Source organism: Luteimonas sp. RC10 (assembly GCF_014192745.1).
GTDB lineage: Bacteria > Pseudomonadota > Gammaproteobacteria > Xanthomonadales > Xanthomonadaceae > Luteimonas.
This window is the reverse complement of sequence record NZ_JACHYJ010000001.1, coordinates 224,499-244,708: the sequence shown is the minus strand read 5'-3', so window position 1 is coordinate 244,708 and position 20,210 is coordinate 224,499. Positions and strand designations below refer to the sequence as shown.

Here is a 20,210-nt window from a genome sequence, read left to right as displayed (position 1 = left end):
CGGCGCCCAACAGGCCTTCGCCGCCAGTGTTCAGCGCGGTGACGATGCCGTCTCACAGATTGAGACATGGACCTGTCACGGTGCCCAGGTGAACCTGACCGACAAGCTCGCCGTGCTCGCCGACGCCGCCAAGTACGACGCCTCCTGCGCGTCGAGCGGTGCGAACCGGCGTGATTCGTCGAAGACCGGCGGCATCGGCAGCACCGAGGGCATGGGCATCTGCCACTCGTACACGCCCGACGGCCGCTGCGTGTCGCTGCTCAAGATCCTGCTGACGAACTTCTGCGTGTTCGATTGCGCGTACTGCGTCAACCGCGTGTCGAGCAACGTGCGCCGCGCGCGCTTCACGACCCAGGAGGTCGTGGATCTGACGCTGGATTTCTACAAGCGCAACTACATCGAGGGGTTGTTCCTGTCGAGCGGCATCATTCGCAACGGCGACTACACGATGGAGCAACTGGTCGAAGTCGCACGCAGCCTGCGGCAGGACCATCGCTTCGGCGGTTACATCCACCTCAAGACCATTCCCGATGCCGCGCCCGAACTGCTCGCTGCGGCCGGCCGTTATGCCGACCGGCTCAGCATCAACATCGAGTTGCCGACCGAGGCCGGCATGTCGGCGCTGGCCCCGGAAAAGACCCATGCCGGCATCCATGGTGCGATGGGCGAGCTCAAGTGGCGCATCGACGAGGACAAGGACGCGCGCCGCGCCAAGCGACAGGCGGTGGGCGTGCGCCGGGCCAAGGCGCCGCGATTCGCGCCGGCTGGCCAGAGCACGCAGATGATCGTCGGTGCCGACGGCGCCAACGATCGCCGCATTCTCGAATCGAGCAGCCGCATGTACGGCACCTACCGCATGCGCCGCGTCTACTACTCGGCCTTCAGCCCGATTCCCGACGCCTCCAAGACCCTGCCGCTGCAGGCACCGCCGTTGCTGCGCGAGCATCGGCTCTACCAGGCCGACTGGCTGCTGCGCTTCTACGGTTTCGACGTCGATGAGATCGCGCCCGAACCCGCCGCCGAGGGCGTACCGGTCGCAGACGGCACCGAGGCGGGCATGCTCGACCTCGACGTCGATCCCAAGCTCGCCTGGGCCTTGCGCAATCCCACGCGCTTCCCGGTCGACGTCAACCGCGCACCGCGCGAGATGCTGCTGCGCGTGCCGGGGCTGGGTGCGCGCAACGTCGAGCGCATCATCGCCGCGCGCCCGCACGGCGCCTTGCGCCTCGACGATCTCGCGCGGTTGCGTGTGCCGCTGAAGAAAGTCATGCCGTTCGTCGTCGTGCCCGGCCACCATCCCCGCCAGCGCCTCGACGATCCCGCCCGCCTGCGCAGCGAACTCGCCCCGCAACCGCGCCAGGCGAGCCTGTTCTGACGGCCTGCAAGGACATGGCCCTTCAGCGCACCGCAGGCCCTGGTGTTCGGGTGGGTTCTTCAAGACCCGCACGAGCAACACGCGCTCGCACCTGCGCCGCCCTCCCCTGTTTGCGGGGGAGGGCGGGGTGGGGGCCGACGTTCCGATCGCAGTGTGCTGTCGGTTCGCCCCCATCCCGGCCTTCCCCCGTCAACGGGGGAAGGAGTCAAGCGCTATTCGCGTCCATCGACGGCGCAAGGAGACAAGCGCAGTACGCGGCCGTCGATGATGCAAGCAGACAAGCACCACGCTGCGGCGCACGCGCCGATGCAGCCCTCCCTCGTTTACGGGGGAGGGTTGGGTGGGGGCGCACGTTCCGATCGCTGCACGCTATGGGCTTGCCCCCATCCCAACCTTTCACCCGTGAAGGGCGCAATGCCCCGCGTAGCGGGGGAAGGAGGCGAGCGCAATGCTGCGCAAGGCCAGGAGCGCGGCGTCCATGAGGTCGACGTCCGCCCATGCACGCGTGACCGCGACGGTCGATCCGCCCTGGGATGCCGGCGCCTGGCGCAGCGCGGCGCGTGCTGCGCTGTGCGCGGGCCTGCCGCCTGAGCAGCTCGACTGGAGCGGCGGCGCGCAGGGCTCGCTGCTGGGCGGCCTGGACCTCGCCGCGTTGCCTGCGCAACGCAGTGCGCCGCGCGTGCCCTCCGAATTTCTGGCCCTCGCCGATGCCGTGCTCTGCCATCGCGCCGACGACCGCCATGGCCTGCTGTACCGCATGCTCTGGCGCATTGCCGAGGGCGAGCGCGCACTGCTGCTGCGCGCGGCCGACCCTGACGTGCATCGCGCACGCACAATGGCCCAGGCGGTGCGCCGCGATACCCACAAGATGAAGGCCTTCGTGCGCTTCCGCGCCGTGCCCGGCGCCGACGAGGAATACGTCGCCTGGTTCGAGCCCGACCACTGGATCGTCGATCGGGTCGCGCCGTTCTTCGCGCGCCGCTTCGCCGGCATGCGCTGGGCGATCGTGACGCCATATCGCAGCGCGCTGTGGGACGGCCGGACGCTGGCCTTCGCACCAGGCGGCATGCGTGCCGATGCGCCGGCCGAAGACGCGCGCGAGGCGCTGTGGCGCACCTATTACGCCAACATCTTCAACCCGGCGCGGCTCAACACCACGATGATGCGCGCCGAGATGCCGCAGAAGTACTGGAAGCACCTGCCTGAGACGGCGCTGCTGCCGGCACTGGTGCGCGAGGCGGGTGTGCGCGTGCGCGAGATGGCCGAGCGCGCACATCAGGCGCCGCGTCGGCGCATCCCGGCTGCGCCTGCAGCGCCTGCGCCGGCGCCCGGCGGACTGGACGCGCTGCGCGAGGCCGCACGCGACTGCCGGCGGTGTCCGCTGTGGCAACCGGCGACGCAGACGGTGTTCGGCGAAGGGCCGGGCGATGCCCGCACCATGATCGTCGGCGAGCAGCCGGGCGACGAGGAGGACCTGTCGGGCCGGCCGTTCGTCGGCCCCGCGGGCCGGCTGTTTTCGCGCGCGCTCGACGAACTGGGCATCGACCGCGGTTCGCTCTATCTGACCAACGCGGTCAAGCATTTCCGCTTCGAGCCACGCGGCAAGCGGCGGCTGCATCGCCGCCCCGATGTCGCCCACGTCGAGGCCTGCAATGGCTGGCTGCGCGCCGAGATCGCGCAGCTGCGGCCCGCGCGCATCGTCTGCCTGGGCGCGACCGCCGCGCGCGCGGTGTTCGGGCCGGGCGTGCGACTGACCGAGGAGCGCGGGCTGTGGCGCACGCGCGACGACGGCGTGCGCGCCTTTGCCACCGTGCATCCGTCGTGGGTGCTGCGTCAGGGCGATCCCGCCGCGCAGGCCCAGGCCTATGCCGGATTCGTCGACGATCTGCGCCTGCTGACGGCAGCCTGACGACAGAGGTGAGGCCCATGCGGGGTCGGTCGTCTCAGCGGCCCTGGGCGTGCACGCCGCGCAGCGTCATGACCTTGCTGGCCATGCGCGCGACGACCTTGCCGTCCTCGCGCTGGATGTCACAGCGGTAGTGCGTGATCGTGCGGCCGCGATGTTCGGCCCAGGCATGCGCGCGCAGACGCGCACGCCAGACGGGCCGCACGAAGGTCGCATCGAGGTCGATGCTGGTGAAGCTTTCGCCCGGCTGCATCAACGTCGAATGCGCGGTGCCGATGGCCGCATCGGCCAGTTCGCACAACAGGCCGCCGTGCACGGTGCCCTGTTGGTTGCCGTGGCGTTCGGGATCGGCCTCCAGCTCGATGGCGGCCATCGCCTCGCTCACCGCGACAAGCCGGAAGCCCAGCAGCTGCGAGATCGCCGTGGGATAGCGCAGCGGGATGGCGGTGGGGTCGACAGGACGTCCATCGAGCAGGCGCTGCAGGTGGTCGAGGATCGGCAGGCGCGGTGAGGCATTGGACATAAGCGCTCCTCTTGGGACTTGAGGCGTGGATGACGTGGCGGCGCGGCGTCACCAGGCCCACAGGTGAGGCCGTTGCGTTGGGCGGCAGCCGCGTTTCGCCCGGGAGCGTGATCGCGTAGATTGGAGCAATCAAGAAATTGTCCTAGGGACGCGTGCATGGCCACTTCGCCCGTCGCGGTCATCGTCGAACGCCTTGCCGCGCAGATCCACAGCGGCCAGCTGGCGCCGGGCACCGCCCTGCCGACCCATCGCGTGCTGGCCGCCCGACATGGGATCGCGGTCGCCTCGGCCAGCAAGGTCTATGCGCAGTTGCGGTCGATGGGCCTGGTCGTCGGCGAGACCGGACGCGGCACGTTCGTGCGCGATCGCCCGCCGCAGCGCGAGTGGGACAGTGGCGACGAGGCGCGACGCAGCGCGAACGCGGTCGACCTGTCGTTCAACCATCCGACCTGGCCCGGCCAGGCGGCGCTGCTGCGCGGCATGCTGCGCGAGTTGGCGACCTGCGGCGACCTGGCGGCGCTGATGCACCAGCAACCGCCCGGCGGGCGGCGCCACGAGCGTCGGATCGTGGCCGATCTGCTGGCTGTCTCGCGGGGCATTGAGGCCGATGCGGAGCGGGTTCTGCTGGTCAACGGCGCGCAGCATGGTCTGGACGTGGTGGTGCGGGCGATGCTGCGGCCGCACGATGCGGTTGCGGTCGACGCCTTGAGCTACCCGGGCTTTCGCATGCTCGCCGAGCTGCAGGCGCTGGATCTCGCGCCGGTGCCTGCGTGCGCCGACGGGCCCGATCTCGACGCCCTGGAGCGGCTGTGCCGCAACCGCTCGATCCGGGCGATCTACGCGATGCCGACGCTGCACAACCCATTGGGCTGGGTACTCGACACCGAGCAGCGGCAACGGCTGGTGGCAATCGCGCGACACCACGACTGCGTGCTGATCGAAGACGCAGCCTATGCGTGGCTGGCGGACCCGGCACCGGCCGCGCTGGCGACGTTGGCGCCCGAGCGCACGTTCCACGTCGCCAGCCTGTCCAAGAGCCTGGCCAGTGGTCTGCGCTTCGGTTATGTCGTCGTGCCTGCGGACTGTGTGGTGCGGGTCAAGGCGGTGATCCGGGCCAGCCATTGGAGTCTGCCGAGCCTGATGACGGCGATGGCGACGCGCTGGATCGCCGACGGCACGGTCGCGCAGCAGGAGGCCGCATTGCGCCATGACGCGCGTCGGCGCCAAGCAATCGCGGCCGACGTGTTCGCCGGCCTCGACCTGCGCGCGCATCCCGCATCGCCGTTCCTGTGGCTGCGTCTGCCTGAGGACCTGCGCATGGACCGCGCCGCGCAAGCGCTGGCCGAGCGCGGCATCGCGGTCTCCAAGGGCGAGGCCTACGCAACCGGCCGGCAGCGTCCGCATGCGCTGCGGTTGGGCTTGGGCTCGGTGCCGCTGGACGCCCTTGAAGCGGTGCTGCAGCGCGTGCGCGATACGCTCGAGCGGCTGCCGGTCTGAGTGGCTGGCCGCGTTCGACATCACATCGATGAACCGAGCGCGGTGTCGACGACCGCCATTCACCGCTGCTTCGCGCGGGCCGCCGAACACTCGGCCGACCCTTTCCCAGGAGCCTTTTCGATGAAGACGACCCTGATCCGTGGCCTGGCGCTCGCGCTGTCCCTGACCGCCGGTGCCGCCGTTGCGCAGGACGCGATGACCAGCGCCCAGGTCCGCACCGCGCTGACCGACGGCGGCTATACCGACGTGACTGATCTCGAGTTCAAGGATGGCTTGTGGAAGGCCGACGCCAAGGATGCCAATGGGCGCAAGATCGATGTCCGTCTGGATCCGGCGACCGGTCGCGTGTATCCGGACAATGCCGGCGCAACGACCCTGGGCGAGGCCGATATCCGCGCCAAGCTCACCGCCGCCGGCTTCACCAGGATCGAGGACGTGAAGTTCGATGACGGTCTGTGGGAAGCCGAAGCGGACACGAAAGAAGGCCAGCGCGTCGACCTCAAGCTCGACCCGCAGGACGGGCGCGTGATCAGCCAGTCGCGCGACTGATCGCTGCGCAACGTTGCATCTGCGACCAACGCCCGGCGCAAGCCGGGCGTTGTCGTATCGCGGCGGCTGGCGTCGTGTGCGAATGGCCGCAACGACACCACGGGCCTGCGGATCAGTCGCCGCGATCGGGACGCGGCACGTCGTCGGGCATCGCGTCGCGGACGCAGTTGGCGGCAGTGCGCGGCTGGTCGGGGGTGGCGACCAGGCAGTGCGCCGCGGCCTGGGCCCAGCGCGAGACGGCATCGCGTCGGTCGGCCAGCGCGCCGGTGTCGACCAGCCAGCGTGCGATGTCGAGCATGCGTTGGCGATCGTCGAGCGAGGCGACCGCATCGAGCGCCGCGGCGCTGACCACGAAACTGTGCGCGAAGGCCGCGGTCGCACGCTCGGCGGTCTGCGCCGGATCCAGCCGCCCGTCGTCGGCCGCCAGCAGGCCCTGCAGGCGGATCGCCTCGCGTGCCTTGAGATCGCCGGCCGAACCGATGCTCGTGCGCAGCATGACTGTCGTGCCCAATGCGCCGATGAAGATACCGCCGAGCAGCACGAACACCGCGCCGATCACCATCGGCGTGCGCGATGCGGGCTCGGCCCGGGGAGTCGGATCGGGATGGGTCACGCCTGGCCTCCTGTCGCGGCCACGGCGGCCGGCCACCTAGGCTAGCGCAGCCAGCCGGCGAGTTCCTCGCGACTGAGGCGGCCATCGCGATTGCTGTCCACCGCATCGAACTCCGCCAAGAGCGTGGGATGGGCGCGCGCCTCGGCGCGGCTGATGTAGCCGTCGCCGTTGACGTCGAGCGCAGCGAAATCGATCCGGTAAGGGCCCGTCGTCGCCGGGCGCGGCTCGTAGGAGCGGATGATCACCTGCTGGCCATCGGCGCCTTCGTAGGTCACCACCCCGGTCTGGCGGCCGGTCTGCGACGACACCGCCGGTGGGTCGGCGACTGGCTCCAGTGCGCTGGTACTGACCTGCGCGGAGGCAGCGGCGGGCAGCGCGAGCGCGATCAGCGCGGCAGGCAGCAGGCGGCGGTCGGACATGGCGTGCTCCTGGGAACGAGGGCATCTACGATGCCGCGCCGATGCCATGCGGAACATGAACACGCGGGGCACGCGGCGCGGGTCAGACGGCGCGCTGGCGCAACTGCAGCACGACCGTCTGCACGACCAGCAGCGTCGCGATGCCCAGCGCCACCCAGGCCGAGGTCGTCGCGCCGGCCAGCGGCCAGTCGGTCTGTTTGATCCACACCGCGAACAGCCCCCACAGCGCGACCGCCGCGTAGGCTGCGTTACCGCGCATGCGCGCATTGAGCACCAGCAACAGGGCTGCCGCGATCGCCCACAGCGCCAGGCTCCAGCCGAGCATGCGCGAGGTCGACAGCCACTGGTAGGCGACGATCGTCTGCGCGACGTTGAGGAACGCAGCCAGCGACAACCACCCCGCGTGCAGCGACAGCGCCAGCCAAGCGATGCGCCGGCCGCGCGCAGCGCTGCCGTCCGACAGCCGCACCGCGCACCAGGCCAGGCAGGCGAGTGCGCCGACGATCACCGCCACGCAGGCGATGAAGTGGCCGGCCGAGAACAACGGCATCCAGATCGTGGTCAGCGCGAACCCCAGCGCGGCGACCGGGGCGATGCGCGCGAGCACCGCATCGTGGCGGCGCGCGCCGGTCGCCTGCCAGGTGGCATAGGCGATATCGAGCACGAAGATCAGGCCCCAGACCGAGAACGCATAGCCCGCCGCAACCAGCAAGGTCGGGTAGCGCCCCGACACCGTGGCCTGGTCCGGCCCGAACGCACCGGTCTGCGACAGCCAGCCGACGATGGGCATGGCGAGCGAACACAACAGCACGAGCAGGCGCATGGACGCGATCCAGGAGTCGACCGCGCGCATGGTCGCACGGCCGCGTGACGGCGGCGCAGTACGTCGGGTGGGTCGGGGTGGCCGTCCGGCCCGCGGCTCAGGCGGCCATGCCGCTGTGCCGCAGCAGGGCCGCAATGTCGGGATCGCGACCACGGAACGCACGGAAGTTCTCGGCCGCATCGCGGCTGCCGCCGCGCCTCAGGATCTCGTCGCGGAACCGGGCGCCGGTCTGTGCCAGGCGGTCCGGCGCCTCCTCGAACGCGGCATAGGCGTCGGCGCTGAGCACCTCGGCCCATTTGTAACTGTAGTAGCCGGCTGCATAGCCGCCGGCGAAAATGTGCGCGAACTGGTGCGGGAACCGGTGCCAGGCCGGCGTGCGCAGCACCGCGACCTCGTCGCGCACGCGCTCGAGCAGAGCCAGCGCATCGTCCTGGGCAGGGTCGAAGCCGGCATGCAACTGCATGTCGAACAGGGCGAACTCGATCTGGCGCAGCGTCTGCAGGCCGCTGTGGAAATTGCGTGCGGCGAGCATGCGGTCGAACAGATCGCGCGGCAGCGGCGCGCCCGTGTCCACGTGCGCGGTCATCGCTTCGACGCGCGGCCATTCCCAGCAGAAGTTCTCCATGAACTGGCTCGGCAGTTCCACCGCGTCCCACTCCACCCCGTTGATGCCGGCGATCGGCAGTTCGCCGACTGCGGTCAGCAGCTGGTGCAGGCCGTGGCCCATCTCGTGGAACAGCGTGGTCACCTCGCCATGGGTGAACGTCGCCGGGCGTCCGTCGGCGCCACGGCCGAAATTGCACACCAGGTAGACCAGCGGTGTCTGTGTGCGCTCGCCGATCGCGCGGCGGTTGCGGCAGTCGTCCATCCACGCGCCGCCGCGCTTGCCCTCACGGGCGTACAGGTCGAGATAGAACTGCCCGACCAGCGTGCCGTCGCCGTCGACCAGGCGGTAGAAGCGCACGTCCGGGTGCCAGACCGGCGCGTTGTCGGGCTCGACCCGCAGGCCGTAGAGCGCGTGGATCAGGTCGAACAGGCCGGCGAGCACGCGATCTTGCGTGAAGTACTGCTTGACCGTCTGCGCCGAGTAGTCGTAACGCGCTTGGCGCAGGCGCTCAGCGGCAAACGCGACGTCCCAGGGCTGCAGCGCATCCAGGCCCAGCGTGTCGCGCGCGAACGTCTCGAGCGCATCGCGGTCGCGCTGGGCGTGCGGGCGGGCACGTGCCGCGAGGTCGCGCAGGAAACCCAGCACGTCGTCCGGCGAGGTCGCCATCTTGGTCGCCAGCGACAGGCTGGCGTAGTCCGCGAAGCCCAGCAACGCAGCCTGCTCGGCGCGCAGCGTCAGGATCCGGGCGATCAACGGGCCGTTGTCGCGCTCGGCGGGCCCGGCCTCGGACGCGCGCAGGCCGTAGGCGCGGTACAGCGTCTCGCGCAGGTCGCGATCCTCGGCGTAGGTCTGCACCGGCAGGTAGCAGGGCATCTGCAGCGTGAGTGTCCAACCGGACTGGCCGGCCTTCTCGGCGGCCGCGCGCGCTGCGGCGACGACATCGTCGGGCAACCCGGCCAGCCGCGCGGCATCGTCGACATGCAGCGAGAACGCATCGGTTGCATCGAGCACGTGCTCGGAGAACTGCGCCGACAGCGCAGCGAGTTCCTGGCGGACCGCCGACAGCCGCGCCTTGTCCTCGGCGTCGAGCGCGGCACCGCCGAGGCGGAAGTCGCGCAGCGCATGGGCGATCACCCGCCGGCGCAGCGGATCGAGGCCGAGCGCATCGGCCTCGTCGGACAGACGCCGGTACTGGGCGTACAGCGCCTCGTCCTGGGCGAGGGCATTGAAGAAGGCGGTCACCTTCGGCAGCGCGGCGTTGTAGGCGGCGCGCAGTTCGGGGGTGTTGACCACGGCGTTCAAATGCGAGACCTGGTTCCAGGCGCGCCCCAGCCGCTCGGTCGCATCCTCGAGCGGGACGACGACTTGCTCCCAGCCGACCGGCTGGGTCCGGCCCGCGACCGCCAGCGCGGCCTCGGCCTCGGCAACGAGCGCGTCGATCGCCGGCTGCACGTGCGCCGGCGTGATGGCGTCGAAACGGGGCAGGCCGGAGAAGTCGAGCAGCGGATTGGTCATCGTTGGGGCACAGCGAGGTGGGGATGCCCCGATTCTAGAGGCTCGCGTGGGTGGGCGACGTCGCGCCACGCGCGTACCCGGGTCCTCCGGCGAGGGGCGGTGGGAATGTCGGCGGTCAGTGCCGTCGCTTCGTGGCGGCGGTGTCCCGGCCGGGGATTGCGCCCCGACTCGGTCGGCCGTCCCTGGCCGAACTCGCCGTCGCGGGCCGTCCTGGCCCGCTGGTCGCAACCCCCGGCCGGGACACCGCACAGCGCGCGTGGTCGTGTGCGGCTTCGTTGAGAGGCGTCGTCGCTCCGGTCGTGGGCGCCGGCGCCTGTTTCCCGCTTGTACGATTCCGGTGTCGTGACTTCGGGCTTTCCCCCAATCGCGGATAGGCCGTGCCCGTTGTCGGCGTTATCGTGGACGACTCCCGTGCCGCGTGCCGCCGACCGCCCCATGCATTCGATCGAAGTCGTCCTGGTGATGCTGCTGGCCGTCGTGGTCAGCGGCTATCTGACCCGCGTGCTGCAGCGCTGGCTGCCGCTGCCGTTGCCGGTGGTGCAGATCGCATTGGGCGCGACGATCGCCGGCGTGTTCGGCCGGGGGGTCACGCTCGATCCGCACTTGTTCTTCGTGCTGTTCCTGCCGCCGCTGCTGTTCCTCGACGGCTGGCGGATCCCCAAGAGCGGCCTGTTCCGCGACCGCGGCGTGATCCTGCAGCTGGCCCTGGGACTGGTGGTGTTCACCGTGCTCGGCGCCGGCCTGCTGATCCACTGGATGATCCCGGCGATGCCGCTGGCGGTGGCGTTCGCGCTGGCCGCGATCCTGTCGCCGACCGACCCCGTGGCGGTGTCGTCGATCGCCGCGCGTGCGCCGATTCCCTCGCGCGTGATGCACATCCTGGAGGGCGAATCGCTGCTCAACGACGCTTCGGGCCTGGTGTGCTTCCGCTTCGCGGTGGCCGCCGCGCTCACCGGCGGCTTTTCGCTGCTGTCGGCCTCGCTGACCTTCCTGTGGGTGGCCCTGGCCGGCGTTGCGGTCGGCGCGGCGTTGACCATCGCGATCAACCGCGGGCATGCGCTGGTCTCGCGCGTGTTCGGCGAAGAGGCGGGCACGCCGATCCTGATCAGCCTGCTGACGCCGTTCGGCGCCTACCTGCTGGCCGAGCAGATCGGCGCCTCGGGCATCCTTGCCGCGGTCGCGGCCGGCATCACGATGAGCTACGTCGAGCTCAGCGGCCGCGCCCTGGCGACGACCCGGGTGCAGCGTGCCGCGGTCTGGGACACGGTGCAGTTCTCGCTCAACGGCATCATCTTCGTGCTGCTGGGCGAGCAGTTGCCGTGGATCGTCGACCGCGCGGTGAGCACGGTGCGCGAGGCCGGCCACGTCACGCCGTGGTGGCTGGTGGTCTACGTGCTGGCGATCTACGCCGGCCTGTTCGCGCTGCGCTTCGCCTGGGTGTGGGTGACCCTGTGGATCGCGCTGTCGCGCAGCGGCGCGCGGCGGCGGCTGCCGGCGACGCGATTGGTTGCGGCGATGTCGCTGGCCGGCGTACGCGGCGCGATCACCTTGGCAGGTGTGCTGACGCTGCCGCTGGCGCTGTACGACGGTACGCCGTTTCCGGCACGCGATCTGGCGATCTTCCTGGCGGCGGCGGTGATCCTGATCTCCCTGCTGCTCGGCAGCCTGGTGTTGCCGCGGCTGCTGCGCGGGCTCACCGCACCGGTCGAGGGCGAGGGCGACCGCGAGATGGACCTGGCCCGGCACGAGGGCGCGGTCGCTGCGGTGGCAGCCGTGGAGCGCGCGCAGCATGCGCTGCCGGGCGCCAAATCCGACCCCGACCTCTACGCCAGCGCCGCGGTCCGGGTCATGGCGCTGTACCAGGACCGGCTGCGCCGCGAGGCGGGCGGCGGCATCGATGCCGAGGAACTGCGCCGCGCCGACGACGCCGAACGCGCGCTGCGCATCGCGGCCGTCGCCGCCGAGCGCGAATGCATCTATGGCCTTGCGCGGCATCGGCGGATCTCCGATGAGATCGCCCGCCGGCTGGTCCGCGACCTCGACCTGCTCGAGGCGCGCTACCGCTGACCGCTTACGGCGCCGTCGCCCGCTCCAGCTGCTCGAGCAGGGCGAACGCGGCGGTCCGCGATGCCCCGCACATGTCCTCGGCCGGGCGCAGCGAGCCGCAGACCGCGGGCCGTTCGGGGCGGCCGAACAGCCGGCAGCGCAGCGTCTCGTCGAGCTGCACGCAGGCCACGCCGGCCGGCTTGCCATCGGGCATGCCGGGAATCGGCGAGGTGATCGACGGTGCGATACAGCACGCCGCGCAAGCCGGACGACAGTGCATGGTCTGGGGTGTCAGCGGCGCCGGCGCACGACCGCCAGTGCCAGCAGGATCAGGCCGGTTGCTTCGATCATCGCCAGGCCGACGCCGATGACGCCGTAGAACAGCCCGGTCGCCGCGAACGGCAGCGCGGCGCTGGTGACGTAGGCCTGCAACAGCGGGTAGGTCACCGCCGCGAGCAACTGGGCGGCCAGCATCACGCCGAACCCCCAGGCCGCGAGCCGCACTGCAGGCGGGTCGGCCGCGCGTTTCTGCAGCACGAGCGTGAGCGCGACACCGAGCGCGATCAGCAGCGGCACGCGCGCCGGCAACTGCACGAGCATCGACATCAACAGCGCCTGGACATCCATCGTTGCGGCCTTCAGTCCGCGCTGACCAGCGCGACGTTGCGCGCCTGCAGCGTCGCGAACACCGGATCGGTCTCCGGGCGCACGCCGTGCCAGAGCGCGAAGCTCTCGGCCGCCTGCTCGACCAGCATGCCCAGCCCGTCGATCGCATCGCGCACGCCGTGGGCGCGTGCCCAGGCCAGGAACGGCACCGAGGCCTCGCCGTAGTTGAGATCGACCGCGGCGGTGCGCATGCCCACCAGCGCGCGCGGCAGCGTCGGGAAGCGGCCGTCGCGTCCGGCAGAGGTGGCGTTGACAATCAGGTCGAACTCGCCCGACTCGCCGACGCGCTCGAGGTAGCGCGGATGCACCCGGCCTGGCTCACCAAGCGCATCGGCCAAGGCGTCGGCGCGCTCGGGCGTGCGGTTGACGATCGTCAGGCCGTCGACGCCGGCTTCCAGCAGCGCGCCGGCGACACCGCGCGCCGCGCCGCCGGCGCCGATCAGCAGCGTCCGCCGCCCGCGCAGGTCGAGGCCGTGGCGATCGGTCAGGTCGCGGATCAGGCCGGCACCGTCGGTGTTGTCGCCATGCCAGCTCGCGCCGCGGCGCACCAGCGTGTTGACCGCGCCCACGCGTTGCGCGCGCTCGGAATGGGTGTCGGCCAATGCAAACGCGGCCTCTTTCAGCGGCAGCGTGATGTTGGCGCCGGCGCCGCCCGATGTCGCGAAAGCCGTCAGTGCCTCGGCGAAGGCCGAGGGCGTGACATCGATCGCGGTGTAATCGATCGCGATCCCGGTCTGCTGCCCGAACGCGGCGTGGATCTGCGGCGACAGCGAATGGGCGACGGGATGGCCGAATACGGCGTAGCGGGGGCTGGGCATCGGGCGACTCGGGCAGGCGGCGCGCCGGTCCGGCGCGTGACGAGTCTAGGGCATGCCATCGGCCTTGGCAGGCGCGCACCGGGACGAATCGGCCGCAGTGCAGGATGCGGCCACGGCCAGGACGCGGTATACACGGAAGCGCAAGCAGGGGGACGCAGCGAGCCAGGGGGGCGCGGCGGCATCGAGAGGGTCGGGCGGGGACGGCAGCCATGCCGTGCGCGTCGGGCATGTCACCGGTGAATCACCGTCATCTGAAAAGGGGAGTTTTCGCATGTCACGTATCCGCACACTCGGCGGGGCTTCGGTCCTGCTCGGCGTCGTTGCCGTCGCCGCCGCAAGTACCGTCATTCCCGGCGCCGAGCCCGCCGCTCGCCAGGCCCTGCAATCGGCCCGGCAGGGCGTGGGTGCGCTGCTGGGCGCAGCCCCAGTGGCCTCTGCCGCCACACCGCGCGGCGGATCCCCCGCAGCGGCCGCGCAAGGCCCGGGGCGCTACATCGTGGTCTTCGACGATCCGGCCCTGGCCGGCTACACCGGCGGCGTGGCCGGGTTGGCGGCGCCGGCCAAGCGCCGCGACGGCCAGCGCCTGGACGTGCGCAGCGCACCGGCGCGCAGCTACGTCGGCTATCTGCAGCGGCGCCAGCGCGAAGTCGAAAGCGGCATCGCGCTGGACCTGGGGCGGTCGCTGCGGGTCGAGCGCCGGATGCAGCATGCGATCAACGGCATCGTGGTCGAGCTGGCGCCGGCCGAGGCGGCGAAGGTCGCCGCGCGCAGCGACGTGCGCTTCGTCGAGCCTTACCGCGAGTACGCGCTCGACACCGACACCGGGCCCAGCCTGATCGGCGCGCCGGCCTTGTGGAACGGGACGGTCGGCGGGCTGGGCGCGCTGCAGGGCGAGGGCGTCGTGGTCGGCATCCTCGACTCGGGCATCAACTTCGGCTCGCCCTCGTTCTCGGCGGTCGACCCGGTCGATGGCTATGTCCATACCAATCCGCTCGGCAGCGGCACGTATCTGGGCACCTGCGCGCCGGGCGGCATCGACGCCGGCCGCTGCAATGACAAGCTGATCGGCGGCTACGACTTCGTCTGCGAGGCGCCGGGGCTGACCTGCGGCCGCGAGGGCATCCGCGAGGAGCCCGGCTTCGGCGACACCAACAGCCACGGCAGCCATGTCGCGTCCACGGCCGCCGGCAACCGCCGCAACGTGGTCTTCAGCGGCAACTCGCGTGCGATCTCCGGGGTGGCGCCGCGCGCGAACATCGTGGCGTTCGACATCTGCTACACCCGACTGTCGGACGGCCTGGGCCTGTGCCCGAACGTCTCGGCGGTGGCGGCGGTCGAGCAGGCCCTCGCCGACGGCATCGTCGATGTCATCAACTATTCGGTGGGCGGTGGCGGCCAGCCGTGGAGCGAGGCGGTCTCGCTGGCGTTCCTGTCGGCCAGCGAGGCCGGCATCTATGTCGCGGCCTCGGCCGGCAACAGCGGTCCAGCCGCCAACAGCATGGGCCACCTCGAGCCCTGGGTCGCCTCGACCGGCGCGGCCCAGCACGGCCGCGGCGTGTTCGCATCCGCATTGCAGGTCACAGGTCCCGCGCCGGTGCCCGAGCCGCTGTCGCTGATCCTGCTGACCGAAGGGACCGGCGGCACGCCGCATACCGTGAGCATTCCCGGCAGCACGCCTCTGCGGGTCAGCGCCGGCATCGACGGGGGCACGGACGGCTGTAGCGCCTATGCGGCAGGCACCTTCCAGAACGCGATCGCGGTCGTGCGCCGCGGCAGTTGCGCATTCTCCGACAAGGCCGCGAACGCGGCCGCGGCCGGTGCGGTCGCGGTGCTGATCGCCAACAACGCCCCGGGTGGCCTGATCCCGTCGGTGCCGGGTGCGACCGTCCCGGTGTTCTCGGTGACCCAGGCCGAGGGCAATGCGTTGCGTGACTTCACTGCAACGCGGCCCAACGCCACCGCCGGCATCGGCTACCCGCCGCTGCCCACCCCCAACGTGCCCGACGCGCTCGGCGATTTCAGCTCGCGCGGACCGGCCGGGACCTTCAACCTGCTCAAGCCGGACGTGGTGGCGCCCGGCGTGTCGATCCTGGCCACGGTGGCCGGCGAGACCATCACCGGCCACGAGAACGCGTTGGGTCTGATGAACGGCACGTCGATGGCCTCACCGCATCATGCCGGTGCCGCCGCGCTGCTGCGCCAGGCGCGGCCGAACTGGTCGGTGCCGGAGATCAAGTCGGCGCTGGCGCTGACCGCCAAGACCCTGGTGTACACCGAGGACGAGGTCACGCCTGGCACGCCGTTCGATCGCGGGAGTGGCCGCATCCGCGTGGACCGCGCGATCGAGGCGGGTCTGGTGATGCACGAGACCGGCGCGCGCTATCTGGCGGCCAATCCGGCGCAGGGTGGCGATGTCGCCAACCTCAACCAGCCGGGCCTGGCCAACCGCAACTGCCAGACCACTTGCAGCTTCGTGCGCACGTTCCGCAATCCGCATGCCCAGGCCTCGACCTGGCGGGTGCGCTTTGCCGGCGTTGCGGCAACCGCCGTGCCGGCGCAACTGCGGGTGCCGGCCGGTGCCAGCGTCAGCGTGCGCATCACGGTCGATGCGCGCAGCCTGCCGGCCGACGGCAGCTGGCGCTTCGGTGAGGTCACGCTCGAGCCGGTCGGCGGCGCGCTCGGTCCGCAGCGCACCGCGCTGACGCTTCCGGTTGCGGTGGCCCGCCAGGCCAACTGAAGCCACGCGTTTGCCACCTCCCCCGCACTGCGGGGGAGGTCGACCCGCGCAGCGCGTCGGCTGGGGCACGGAATGCGCGCCAGAAAGCGTCTCCATCCCAGCCTTCTCCGTTAACGGAGCATTGCACCCTCGTGGGTGCAAGGTGCGAAGTGGCACAGCGTGCAGTCACCTCCCCCGCAGCGCGGGGGAGGTCGACGCGCGCAGCGCGTCGGGTGGGGGCACGGAATGCGCGCCAGAAAGCGTCTCCATCCCAGCCTTCTCCGTCAACGGAGCATTGCACCCTCACGGGTGGAAGGTGCCAAGTGGCACAGCGTGCAGTTCACCTCCCCCGCAGCGCGGGGGAGGTCGGCGCGCGCAGCGCGTCGGGTGGGGGCACGGAACTCGCGCCGGAAAGCTTCTCCGTCCCAACCTTCCACCCGTGAAGGGCGCAATGCCCGCACGCGCGAGATGGGGCCGAGGGCAGGCCCTCACGCGATTCCCCCGTCCGCGGGGGAAGCCGGCATCGGCTGCGCGGCGGATCAGCCCTCGCGCAGCCAGCGGGCCGCGTCGAGGGCGAAGTACGTCAGTACGCCGTCGGCGCCTGCACGCTTGAAGCCCAGCAATGATTCGAGCGCGCACTTGCGCTCGTCGAGCCAGCCGTTGGCGGCGGCCGCCTTGAGCATCGCGTACTCGCCGCTGACCTGGTAGGCGAACACCGGCACGGCGAACTCGGTCTTGGCGCGACGCACGATGTCCAGGTACGGCATGCCGGGCTTGACCATGATCATGTCCGCGCCCTCGTCGAGGTCCTGCGCGATCTCGCGCATCGCTTCGTCCGAGTTGCCCGGGTCCATCTGGTAGGTCGCCTTGTCGGCCTTGCCCAGCGCGCCGGCCGAGCCGACCGCATCGCGGAACGGGCCGTAGAACGCGCTCGCGTACTTGGCGGCGTAGGCGAGGATGCGCACATGCACATGCGCGTCGGCTTCGAATGCGGCACGGATCGCGCCAATGCGGCCGTCCATCATGTCGCTGGGCGCGACGATGTCGGCGCCGGCGTGCGCGTGCGACAGCGCCTGGCGCACCAGCGCCTCGACGGTCACGTCGTTGAGCACGTAGCCGGCCTCGTCGATGATCCCGTCCTGGCCGTGGGTGGTGTAGGGGTCGAGCGCGACGTCGGTGATCACGCCCAGCTCCGGAAAGCGTGCCTTGAGCGCACGCACCGCGCGCTGGCACAGGCCGGCGTCGTCCCAGGCGGCCGCTGCGTCGAGCGACTTGGCGTCGGGCGCGGTGACCGGGAACAGCGCCAGCGCGGGCACGCGCAGTTCGCTCGCGACTTCGGCCACACGCAGCAGTTCATCGATCGACAGGCGCTCGACACCGGGCATCGACGGCACCGTGGCGCGCCCGTTGGCCTCGTGCACGAAGACCGGGTAGATCAGGTCGTCGGCGGTGAGCGTGGATTCGCGCATCAATCGGCGCGAGAAATCGTCGCGGCGCATCCGCCGCATGCGGGTATCGAGTCTGATCATCCGGCGATTCTACGCCGCCACCGGCGCTGTACCCTGCGACGCCGGGTCGCAGGGCGCGGTGTGGACGCGCGACGGCGAGGCCCGGTCAGCCGAGGTCGTGGACGCCGTCGATCTCCACCGCCAGCTCGCGCCGGCAGATCGCCGCGTGCAGCAGGACCCGCGGCACGTCAGTGCCGAAGCGGGCATCGAGGGCGTCGGCCACGATCGGCAGGTCCTCGGCATCGCGCACGTAGACCTTCAGCCGCGATCCTGCACCGAAGGCGTCCGGCAAGCCGGGGCGGCGGGTGCGCGCCGAGGCGATCAGCGCGTCGAAATTGGTGAAGGTCTCATCGAGTTGGGCCAGCAGTTCGCCCTCGTGCAGCGAGGCGTGCCCGACGACGCTGGCCGTGCCCGAGAGCATCAACGGCATCGGGCTGCCTTCGGGCGGCAGCATTGCCCGCGCGAAGCTGGGTGCCTGCGGCCCGTACTGTCGCGGATAGCGGTAGGCGCTGACCTGGCGCGGGTTCTCCACCGGCGTGCCGGGCAGGCGCGCGGCGAGCCAATAGATCTGGATCGTGCGCGCCGCGTCGCAGCGGCCGATCGCGGTCGCGGCCGGCAGGTGCGAGGTGTCGAAATCGCCCAGGCCGCGGGCGCGGCCGACGCAGAACTGGCGATAGCGCTCGGTGTCGCCGTCGCCCAGCGTGATCGCATCGAGGTAGTTCCAGATCCGCAGCAGATGCGGGTGGTCGCCGGCTTCGACGAAGCGCGTGAGCTGCCGGTAGGCGTGCTCGGCCGCCAGCGCGATGCCGCTGTGATCGCCTTCGCCGGTGTGGCCGGCAGGCTCGTCGACCTCGATCGCGCCGAACAGCAACGCGCCGTCGCTCGACCAGGCGATCTCGCCGTCGCGGCCGCTGCGGACCGGCGCATGCGCGTGCCAGACCTCGACCGGCGCGGCGCCATGCGGCTGCAACGGCACGCGCAGCCAGCGCGGATCGTCGATCCTGGGCGCGTCATCGCCGAAGCCAAATGCCGCGAGTACGTCGGGCTGGGCGAGCAGTTGCGCCGGGTCCTGCCCGTGCACGTACTCCACGCGCAGCCGCGGCAGTGGATGCGGCATCACCGGTGCGGGGCGGCTCACGGGTTGCCGCCGTGCAGCGTGTCGCCGCGGAAGGCGACGCGGGCCTGGCGGCGTCGCGTGCGCCAGCCGCGCAGCGCCTGCGGTGCGATCGCGATCGCATTGAGCGCATAGATCATGCGGAATACGTACAGGCGCCAGCGCACCGCCGCATTGTCGAAAACGTCTCCGGCCAGCATTGAGATCACCGCCTGCTCCAGTTGCAGATCGTTGCGGGGCGCCGAGAACAGCCGCTGCATGACCGGCGTGTTGAAGCGATAGATGAACCACGTGAAGTGTCGCAGACCGCGGTCGAGCCGGGCCTGCATTGCGCGCTGCAGCCTGGCCTCGCGTGCCGGCGTGCGCAGCGACGCATCGACCAGTGCCGCGGCCTGCCGGGCGCTGTCCATGGCCAGAAACACGCCCGACGAAAAGATCGGATCGACGAACGCGTAGGCATCGCCGATCAGGATCCAGCCCGGCCCGGCCATGCGCGTGGCGGCATACGAGTAGTTGCCGGTGGCGTGGACCGGGGCGATCCGCTCGGCGCCTTGCATGCGCGCGCGCACGGCCGGGTTGGCTTCCAGCGTGCGCATCAGCAGCGTCTCGTTGTCGATGCGGCCGCCGTCGGCGCTGCGCTGGCGCAAGTATTCGGGCAGGCACACCGCGCCCACGCTCATCACATCGTCGGGCAGCGGGATGAGCCAGAACCAGCCATGCTCGAAGCGCGCGATCGTGATGTTGCCGGCATCGATGCCGGGCTGGCGGGCCACGCCACGGAAATGGCTGAACAACGCCGCCGACTGGTGCGTCGGATTCTTGCGCTTGAGCCGGCGCTGCGCCGCCACGACGGTATCGCGGCCGCTGGCGTCGATCAGGTAGCGCGGCCGCAGCGCCAGCGTGCTGCCGTCGGCTTTGATTGCATCCACTCGTTCAGGCCGGCCGTCCGCGCCGAACGCCACGTGCACCACGCGCGTGCACGCGTGCATGTCCGCGCCACAGGCGCGTGCGTGCTCGAACAGCAACTGGTCGAACTGGTCGCGGCGCACGTGCACGGCGGCATCGGGGCCGGGCGTGAGCGTGCGGTTGAAGCGGAATACATGGCTCTTGGCCTCGCCGGGCAGCGGAAAGTCGGCGCCGGCCTTGTGCACGCCGATCGCGCGGACCTGGTCGAGCACGCCCAGTTCTTCGAGGATCGGCATGTTCATCGGCAACAGCGACTCGCCGATGTGGAACCGGGGATGGGCGTCCTTCTCCAGCACGACCACCTGGTGACCAGCGCGCGCGAGCAGGGCCGCCGCGGTGCTGCCGGCCGGCCCGCCGCCGATGATCACCACGTCGGCCTGCAGAGCGGGAGCATCGGTGGCAACGGTCGGGGCGGGGGTCATCCAGGGAAACAGCGGTCGGCCAGAGCAGGCGCGCATCATAGCGGAAGGCCGGTGGACCGCTGCGCGGCAGGGGCGGCGGCACCGGGCGCTTGCGCGGCCAGGCCCGATGCCGGATCGTGGCGACCTG

At 71.1% G+C, this 20,210-nt stretch carries 17 protein-coding genes; 6 read left to right on the top strand and 11 right to left on the bottom strand.

Going from position 1 to position 20,210, the window contains the following annotated elements; all coding sequences use genetic code 11:
- The first annotated feature begins 88 nt into the window (after window positions 1-88).
- Window positions 89-1,375 carry a putative DNA modification/repair radical SAM protein gene (locus tag FHW73_RS01005; protein ID WP_183424850.1) on the top strand — a complete coding sequence of 429 codons (1,287 nt, stop codon included), beginning with the start codon at window positions 89-91 and terminating at the stop codon, window positions 1,373-1,375.
- 478 nt (window positions 1,376-1,853) lie between these two features.
- Complete coding sequence (locus FHW73_RS01000) at window positions 1,854-3,284, top strand: UdgX family uracil-DNA binding protein (protein WP_183424849.1); 1,431 nt, start codon at window positions 1,854-1,856, stop codon at window positions 3,282-3,284.
- 34 nt (window positions 3,285-3,318) lie between these two features.
- On the opposite strand, the gene FHW73_RS00995 is transcribed toward FHW73_RS01000, so the two are convergent.
- Window positions 3,319-3,804 (bottom strand): PaaI family thioesterase, encoded by a 486-nt coding sequence (locus FHW73_RS00995; RefSeq protein ID WP_183424848.1) that lies wholly within the window; start codon window positions 3,802-3,804, stop codon window positions 3,319-3,321.
- A gap of 156 nt (window positions 3,805-3,960) precedes the next feature.
- Between FHW73_RS00995 and FHW73_RS00990 the strand changes: the two genes are divergently transcribed.
- Together FHW73_RS00990 and FHW73_RS00985 are read left to right on the top strand one after the other, a co-directional pair.
- Entirely contained in the window at window positions 3,961-5,301 is a 1,341-nt protein-coding gene (locus FHW73_RS00990) for a PLP-dependent aminotransferase family protein (RefSeq protein WP_183424847.1), read from the top strand.
- Window positions 5,302-5,421: 120 nt separating this feature from the next.
- Complete coding sequence (locus tag FHW73_RS00985) at window positions 5,422-5,850, top strand: PepSY domain-containing protein (RefSeq protein ID WP_183424846.1); 429 nt, start codon at window positions 5,422-5,424, stop codon at window positions 5,848-5,850.
- Window positions 5,851-5,962: 112 nt separating this feature from the next.
- Here FHW73_RS00985 and FHW73_RS00980 read toward each other — a convergent pair whose 3' ends face one another.
- From FHW73_RS00980 to FHW73_RS00965, 4 genes are all read right to left on the bottom strand, one after another.
- A complete protein-coding gene (locus FHW73_RS00980; RefSeq protein WP_183424845.1) occupies window positions 5,963-6,463 on the bottom strand; it encodes a hypothetical protein in 501 nt (166 codons plus the stop codon).
- A gap of 41 nt (window positions 6,464-6,504) precedes the next feature.
- Window positions 6,505-6,882, bottom strand: a complete 378-nt coding sequence (locus tag FHW73_RS00975; RefSeq protein WP_183424844.1) for a hypothetical protein — start codon at window positions 6,880-6,882, stop codon at window positions 6,505-6,507.
- Window positions 6,883-6,964: 82 nt separating this feature from the next.
- Window positions 6,965-7,705 carry a hypothetical protein gene (locus FHW73_RS00970; RefSeq protein WP_183424843.1) on the bottom strand — a complete coding sequence of 247 codons (741 nt, stop codon included), beginning with the start codon at window positions 7,703-7,705 and terminating at the stop codon, window positions 6,965-6,967.
- Window positions 7,706-7,802: 97 nt separating this feature from the next.
- Window positions 7,803-9,827: a M3 family metallopeptidase gene (locus FHW73_RS00965; protein WP_183424842.1), complete on the bottom strand. Its 2,025-nt coding sequence runs from the start codon at window positions 9,825-9,827 to the stop codon at window positions 7,803-7,805.
- A 435-nt stretch (window positions 9,828-10,262) separates the two neighbouring features.
- On the opposite strand from FHW73_RS00965, the gene FHW73_RS00960 reads away from it, so the two are divergent.
- A complete protein-coding gene (locus FHW73_RS00960; RefSeq protein ID WP_183424841.1) occupies window positions 10,263-11,894 on the top strand; it encodes a Na+/H+ antiporter in 1,632 nt (543 codons plus the stop codon).
- Between the two features lie 4 nt (window positions 11,895-11,898).
- On the opposite strand, the gene FHW73_RS00955 is transcribed toward FHW73_RS00960, so the two are convergent.
- Genes FHW73_RS00955 through aroE form a run of 3 tightly spaced genes read right to left on the bottom strand, consistent with a single transcriptional unit; the run spans window position 11,899 to window position 13,357 of the window.
- Window positions 11,899-12,153, bottom strand: a complete 255-nt coding sequence (locus FHW73_RS00955) for a YkgJ family cysteine cluster protein (RefSeq protein ID WP_183424840.1) — start codon at window positions 12,151-12,153, stop codon at window positions 11,899-11,901.
- An 11-nt stretch (window positions 12,154-12,164) separates the two neighbouring features.
- A complete protein-coding gene (locus FHW73_RS00950) occupies window positions 12,165-12,500 on the bottom strand; it encodes a hypothetical protein (RefSeq protein WP_183424839.1) in 336 nt (111 codons plus the stop codon).
- 11 nt (window positions 12,501-12,511) lie between these two features.
- Complete coding sequence (gene aroE, locus FHW73_RS00945) at window positions 12,512-13,357, bottom strand: shikimate dehydrogenase (protein ID WP_183424838.1); 846 nt, start codon at window positions 13,355-13,357, stop codon at window positions 12,512-12,514.
- A 271-nt stretch (window positions 13,358-13,628) separates the two neighbouring features.
- On the opposite strand from aroE, the gene FHW73_RS00940 reads away from it, so the two are divergent.
- Window positions 13,629-16,094, top strand: a complete 2,466-nt coding sequence (locus FHW73_RS00940; protein WP_183424837.1) for a S8 family serine peptidase — start codon at window positions 13,629-13,631, stop codon at window positions 16,092-16,094.
- A 518-nt stretch (window positions 16,095-16,612) separates the two neighbouring features.
- Here FHW73_RS00940 and hemB read toward each other — a convergent pair.
- The 3 genes from hemB to FHW73_RS00925 form a co-directional block, all read right to left on the bottom strand.
- Window positions 16,613-17,602 (bottom strand): porphobilinogen synthase, encoded by a 990-nt coding sequence (hemB, locus tag FHW73_RS00935; RefSeq protein ID WP_183424836.1) that lies wholly within the window; start codon window positions 17,600-17,602, stop codon window positions 16,613-16,615.
- 85 nt (window positions 17,603-17,687) lie between these two features.
- Window positions 17,688-18,698 carry a pteridine-dependent deoxygenase gene (locus tag FHW73_RS00930; RefSeq protein WP_183425345.1) on the bottom strand — a complete coding sequence of 337 codons (1,011 nt, stop codon included), beginning with the start codon at window positions 18,696-18,698 and terminating at the stop codon, window positions 17,688-17,690.
- A 17-nt stretch (window positions 18,699-18,715) separates the two neighbouring features.
- Window positions 18,716-20,083, bottom strand: coding sequence for an NAD(P)/FAD-dependent oxidoreductase (locus FHW73_RS00925; RefSeq protein WP_183424835.1), 1,368 nt, complete (start codon window positions 20,081-20,083; stop codon window positions 18,716-18,718).
- Window positions 20,084-20,210 lie beyond the last annotated feature (127 nt).

What these genes read in the sequence shown, in the direction of transcription:
- FHW73_RS00970 (WP_183424843.1), bottom strand. Translation starts at nt 7,705, where the DNA reads ATGCGCCTGCTCGTGCTGTTGTGTTCGCTCGCCATGCCCATCGTCGGC.
- aroE (WP_183424838.1), bottom strand. Translation starts at nt 13,357, where the DNA reads ATGCCCAGCCCCCGCTACGCCGTATTCGGCCATCCCGTCGCCCATTCG.
- FHW73_RS00965 (WP_183424842.1), bottom strand. Translation starts at nt 9,827, where the DNA reads ATGACCAATCCGCTGCTCGACTTCTCCGGCCTGCCCCGTTTCGACGCC.
- FHW73_RS00930 (WP_183425345.1), bottom strand. Translation starts at nt 18,698, where the DNA reads ATGCCGCATCCACTGCCGCGGCTGCGCGTGGAGTACGTGCACGGGCAG.
- FHW73_RS00950 (WP_183424839.1), bottom strand. Translation starts at nt 12,500, where the DNA reads ATGGATGTCCAGGCGCTGTTGATGTCGATGCTCGTGCAGTTGCCGGCG.
- FHW73_RS00995 (WP_183424848.1), bottom strand. Translation starts at nt 3,804, where the DNA reads ATGTCCAATGCCTCACCGCGCCTGCCGATCCTCGACCACCTGCAGCGC.
- FHW73_RS00925 (WP_183424835.1), bottom strand. Translation starts at nt 20,083, where the DNA reads ATGACCCCCGCCCCGACCGTTGCCACCGATGCTCCCGCTCTGCAGGCC.
- FHW73_RS00975 (WP_183424844.1), bottom strand. Translation starts at nt 6,882, where the DNA reads ATGTCCGACCGCCGCCTGCTGCCTGCCGCGCTGATCGCGCTCGCGCTG.
- FHW73_RS00955 (WP_183424840.1), bottom strand. Translation starts at nt 12,153, where the DNA reads ATGCACTGTCGTCCGGCTTGCGCGGCGTGCTGTATCGCACCGTCGATC.
- hemB (WP_183424836.1), bottom strand. Translation starts at nt 17,602, where the DNA reads ATGATCAGACTCGATACCCGCATGCGGCGGATGCGCCGCGACGATTTC.
- FHW73_RS00940 (WP_183424837.1), top strand. Translation starts at nt 13,629, where the DNA reads ATGTCACGTATCCGCACACTCGGCGGGGCTTCGGTCCTGCTCGGCGTC.
- FHW73_RS01000 (WP_183424849.1), top strand. Translation starts at nt 1,854, where the DNA reads ATGAGGTCGACGTCCGCCCATGCACGCGTGACCGCGACGGTCGATCCG.
- FHW73_RS00990 (WP_183424847.1), top strand. Translation starts at nt 3,961, where the DNA reads ATGGCCACTTCGCCCGTCGCGGTCATCGTCGAACGCCTTGCCGCGCAG.
- FHW73_RS00960 (WP_183424841.1), top strand. Translation starts at nt 10,263, where the DNA reads ATGCATTCGATCGAAGTCGTCCTGGTGATGCTGCTGGCCGTCGTGGTC.
- FHW73_RS00985 (WP_183424846.1), top strand. Translation starts at nt 5,422, where the DNA reads ATGAAGACGACCCTGATCCGTGGCCTGGCGCTCGCGCTGTCCCTGACC.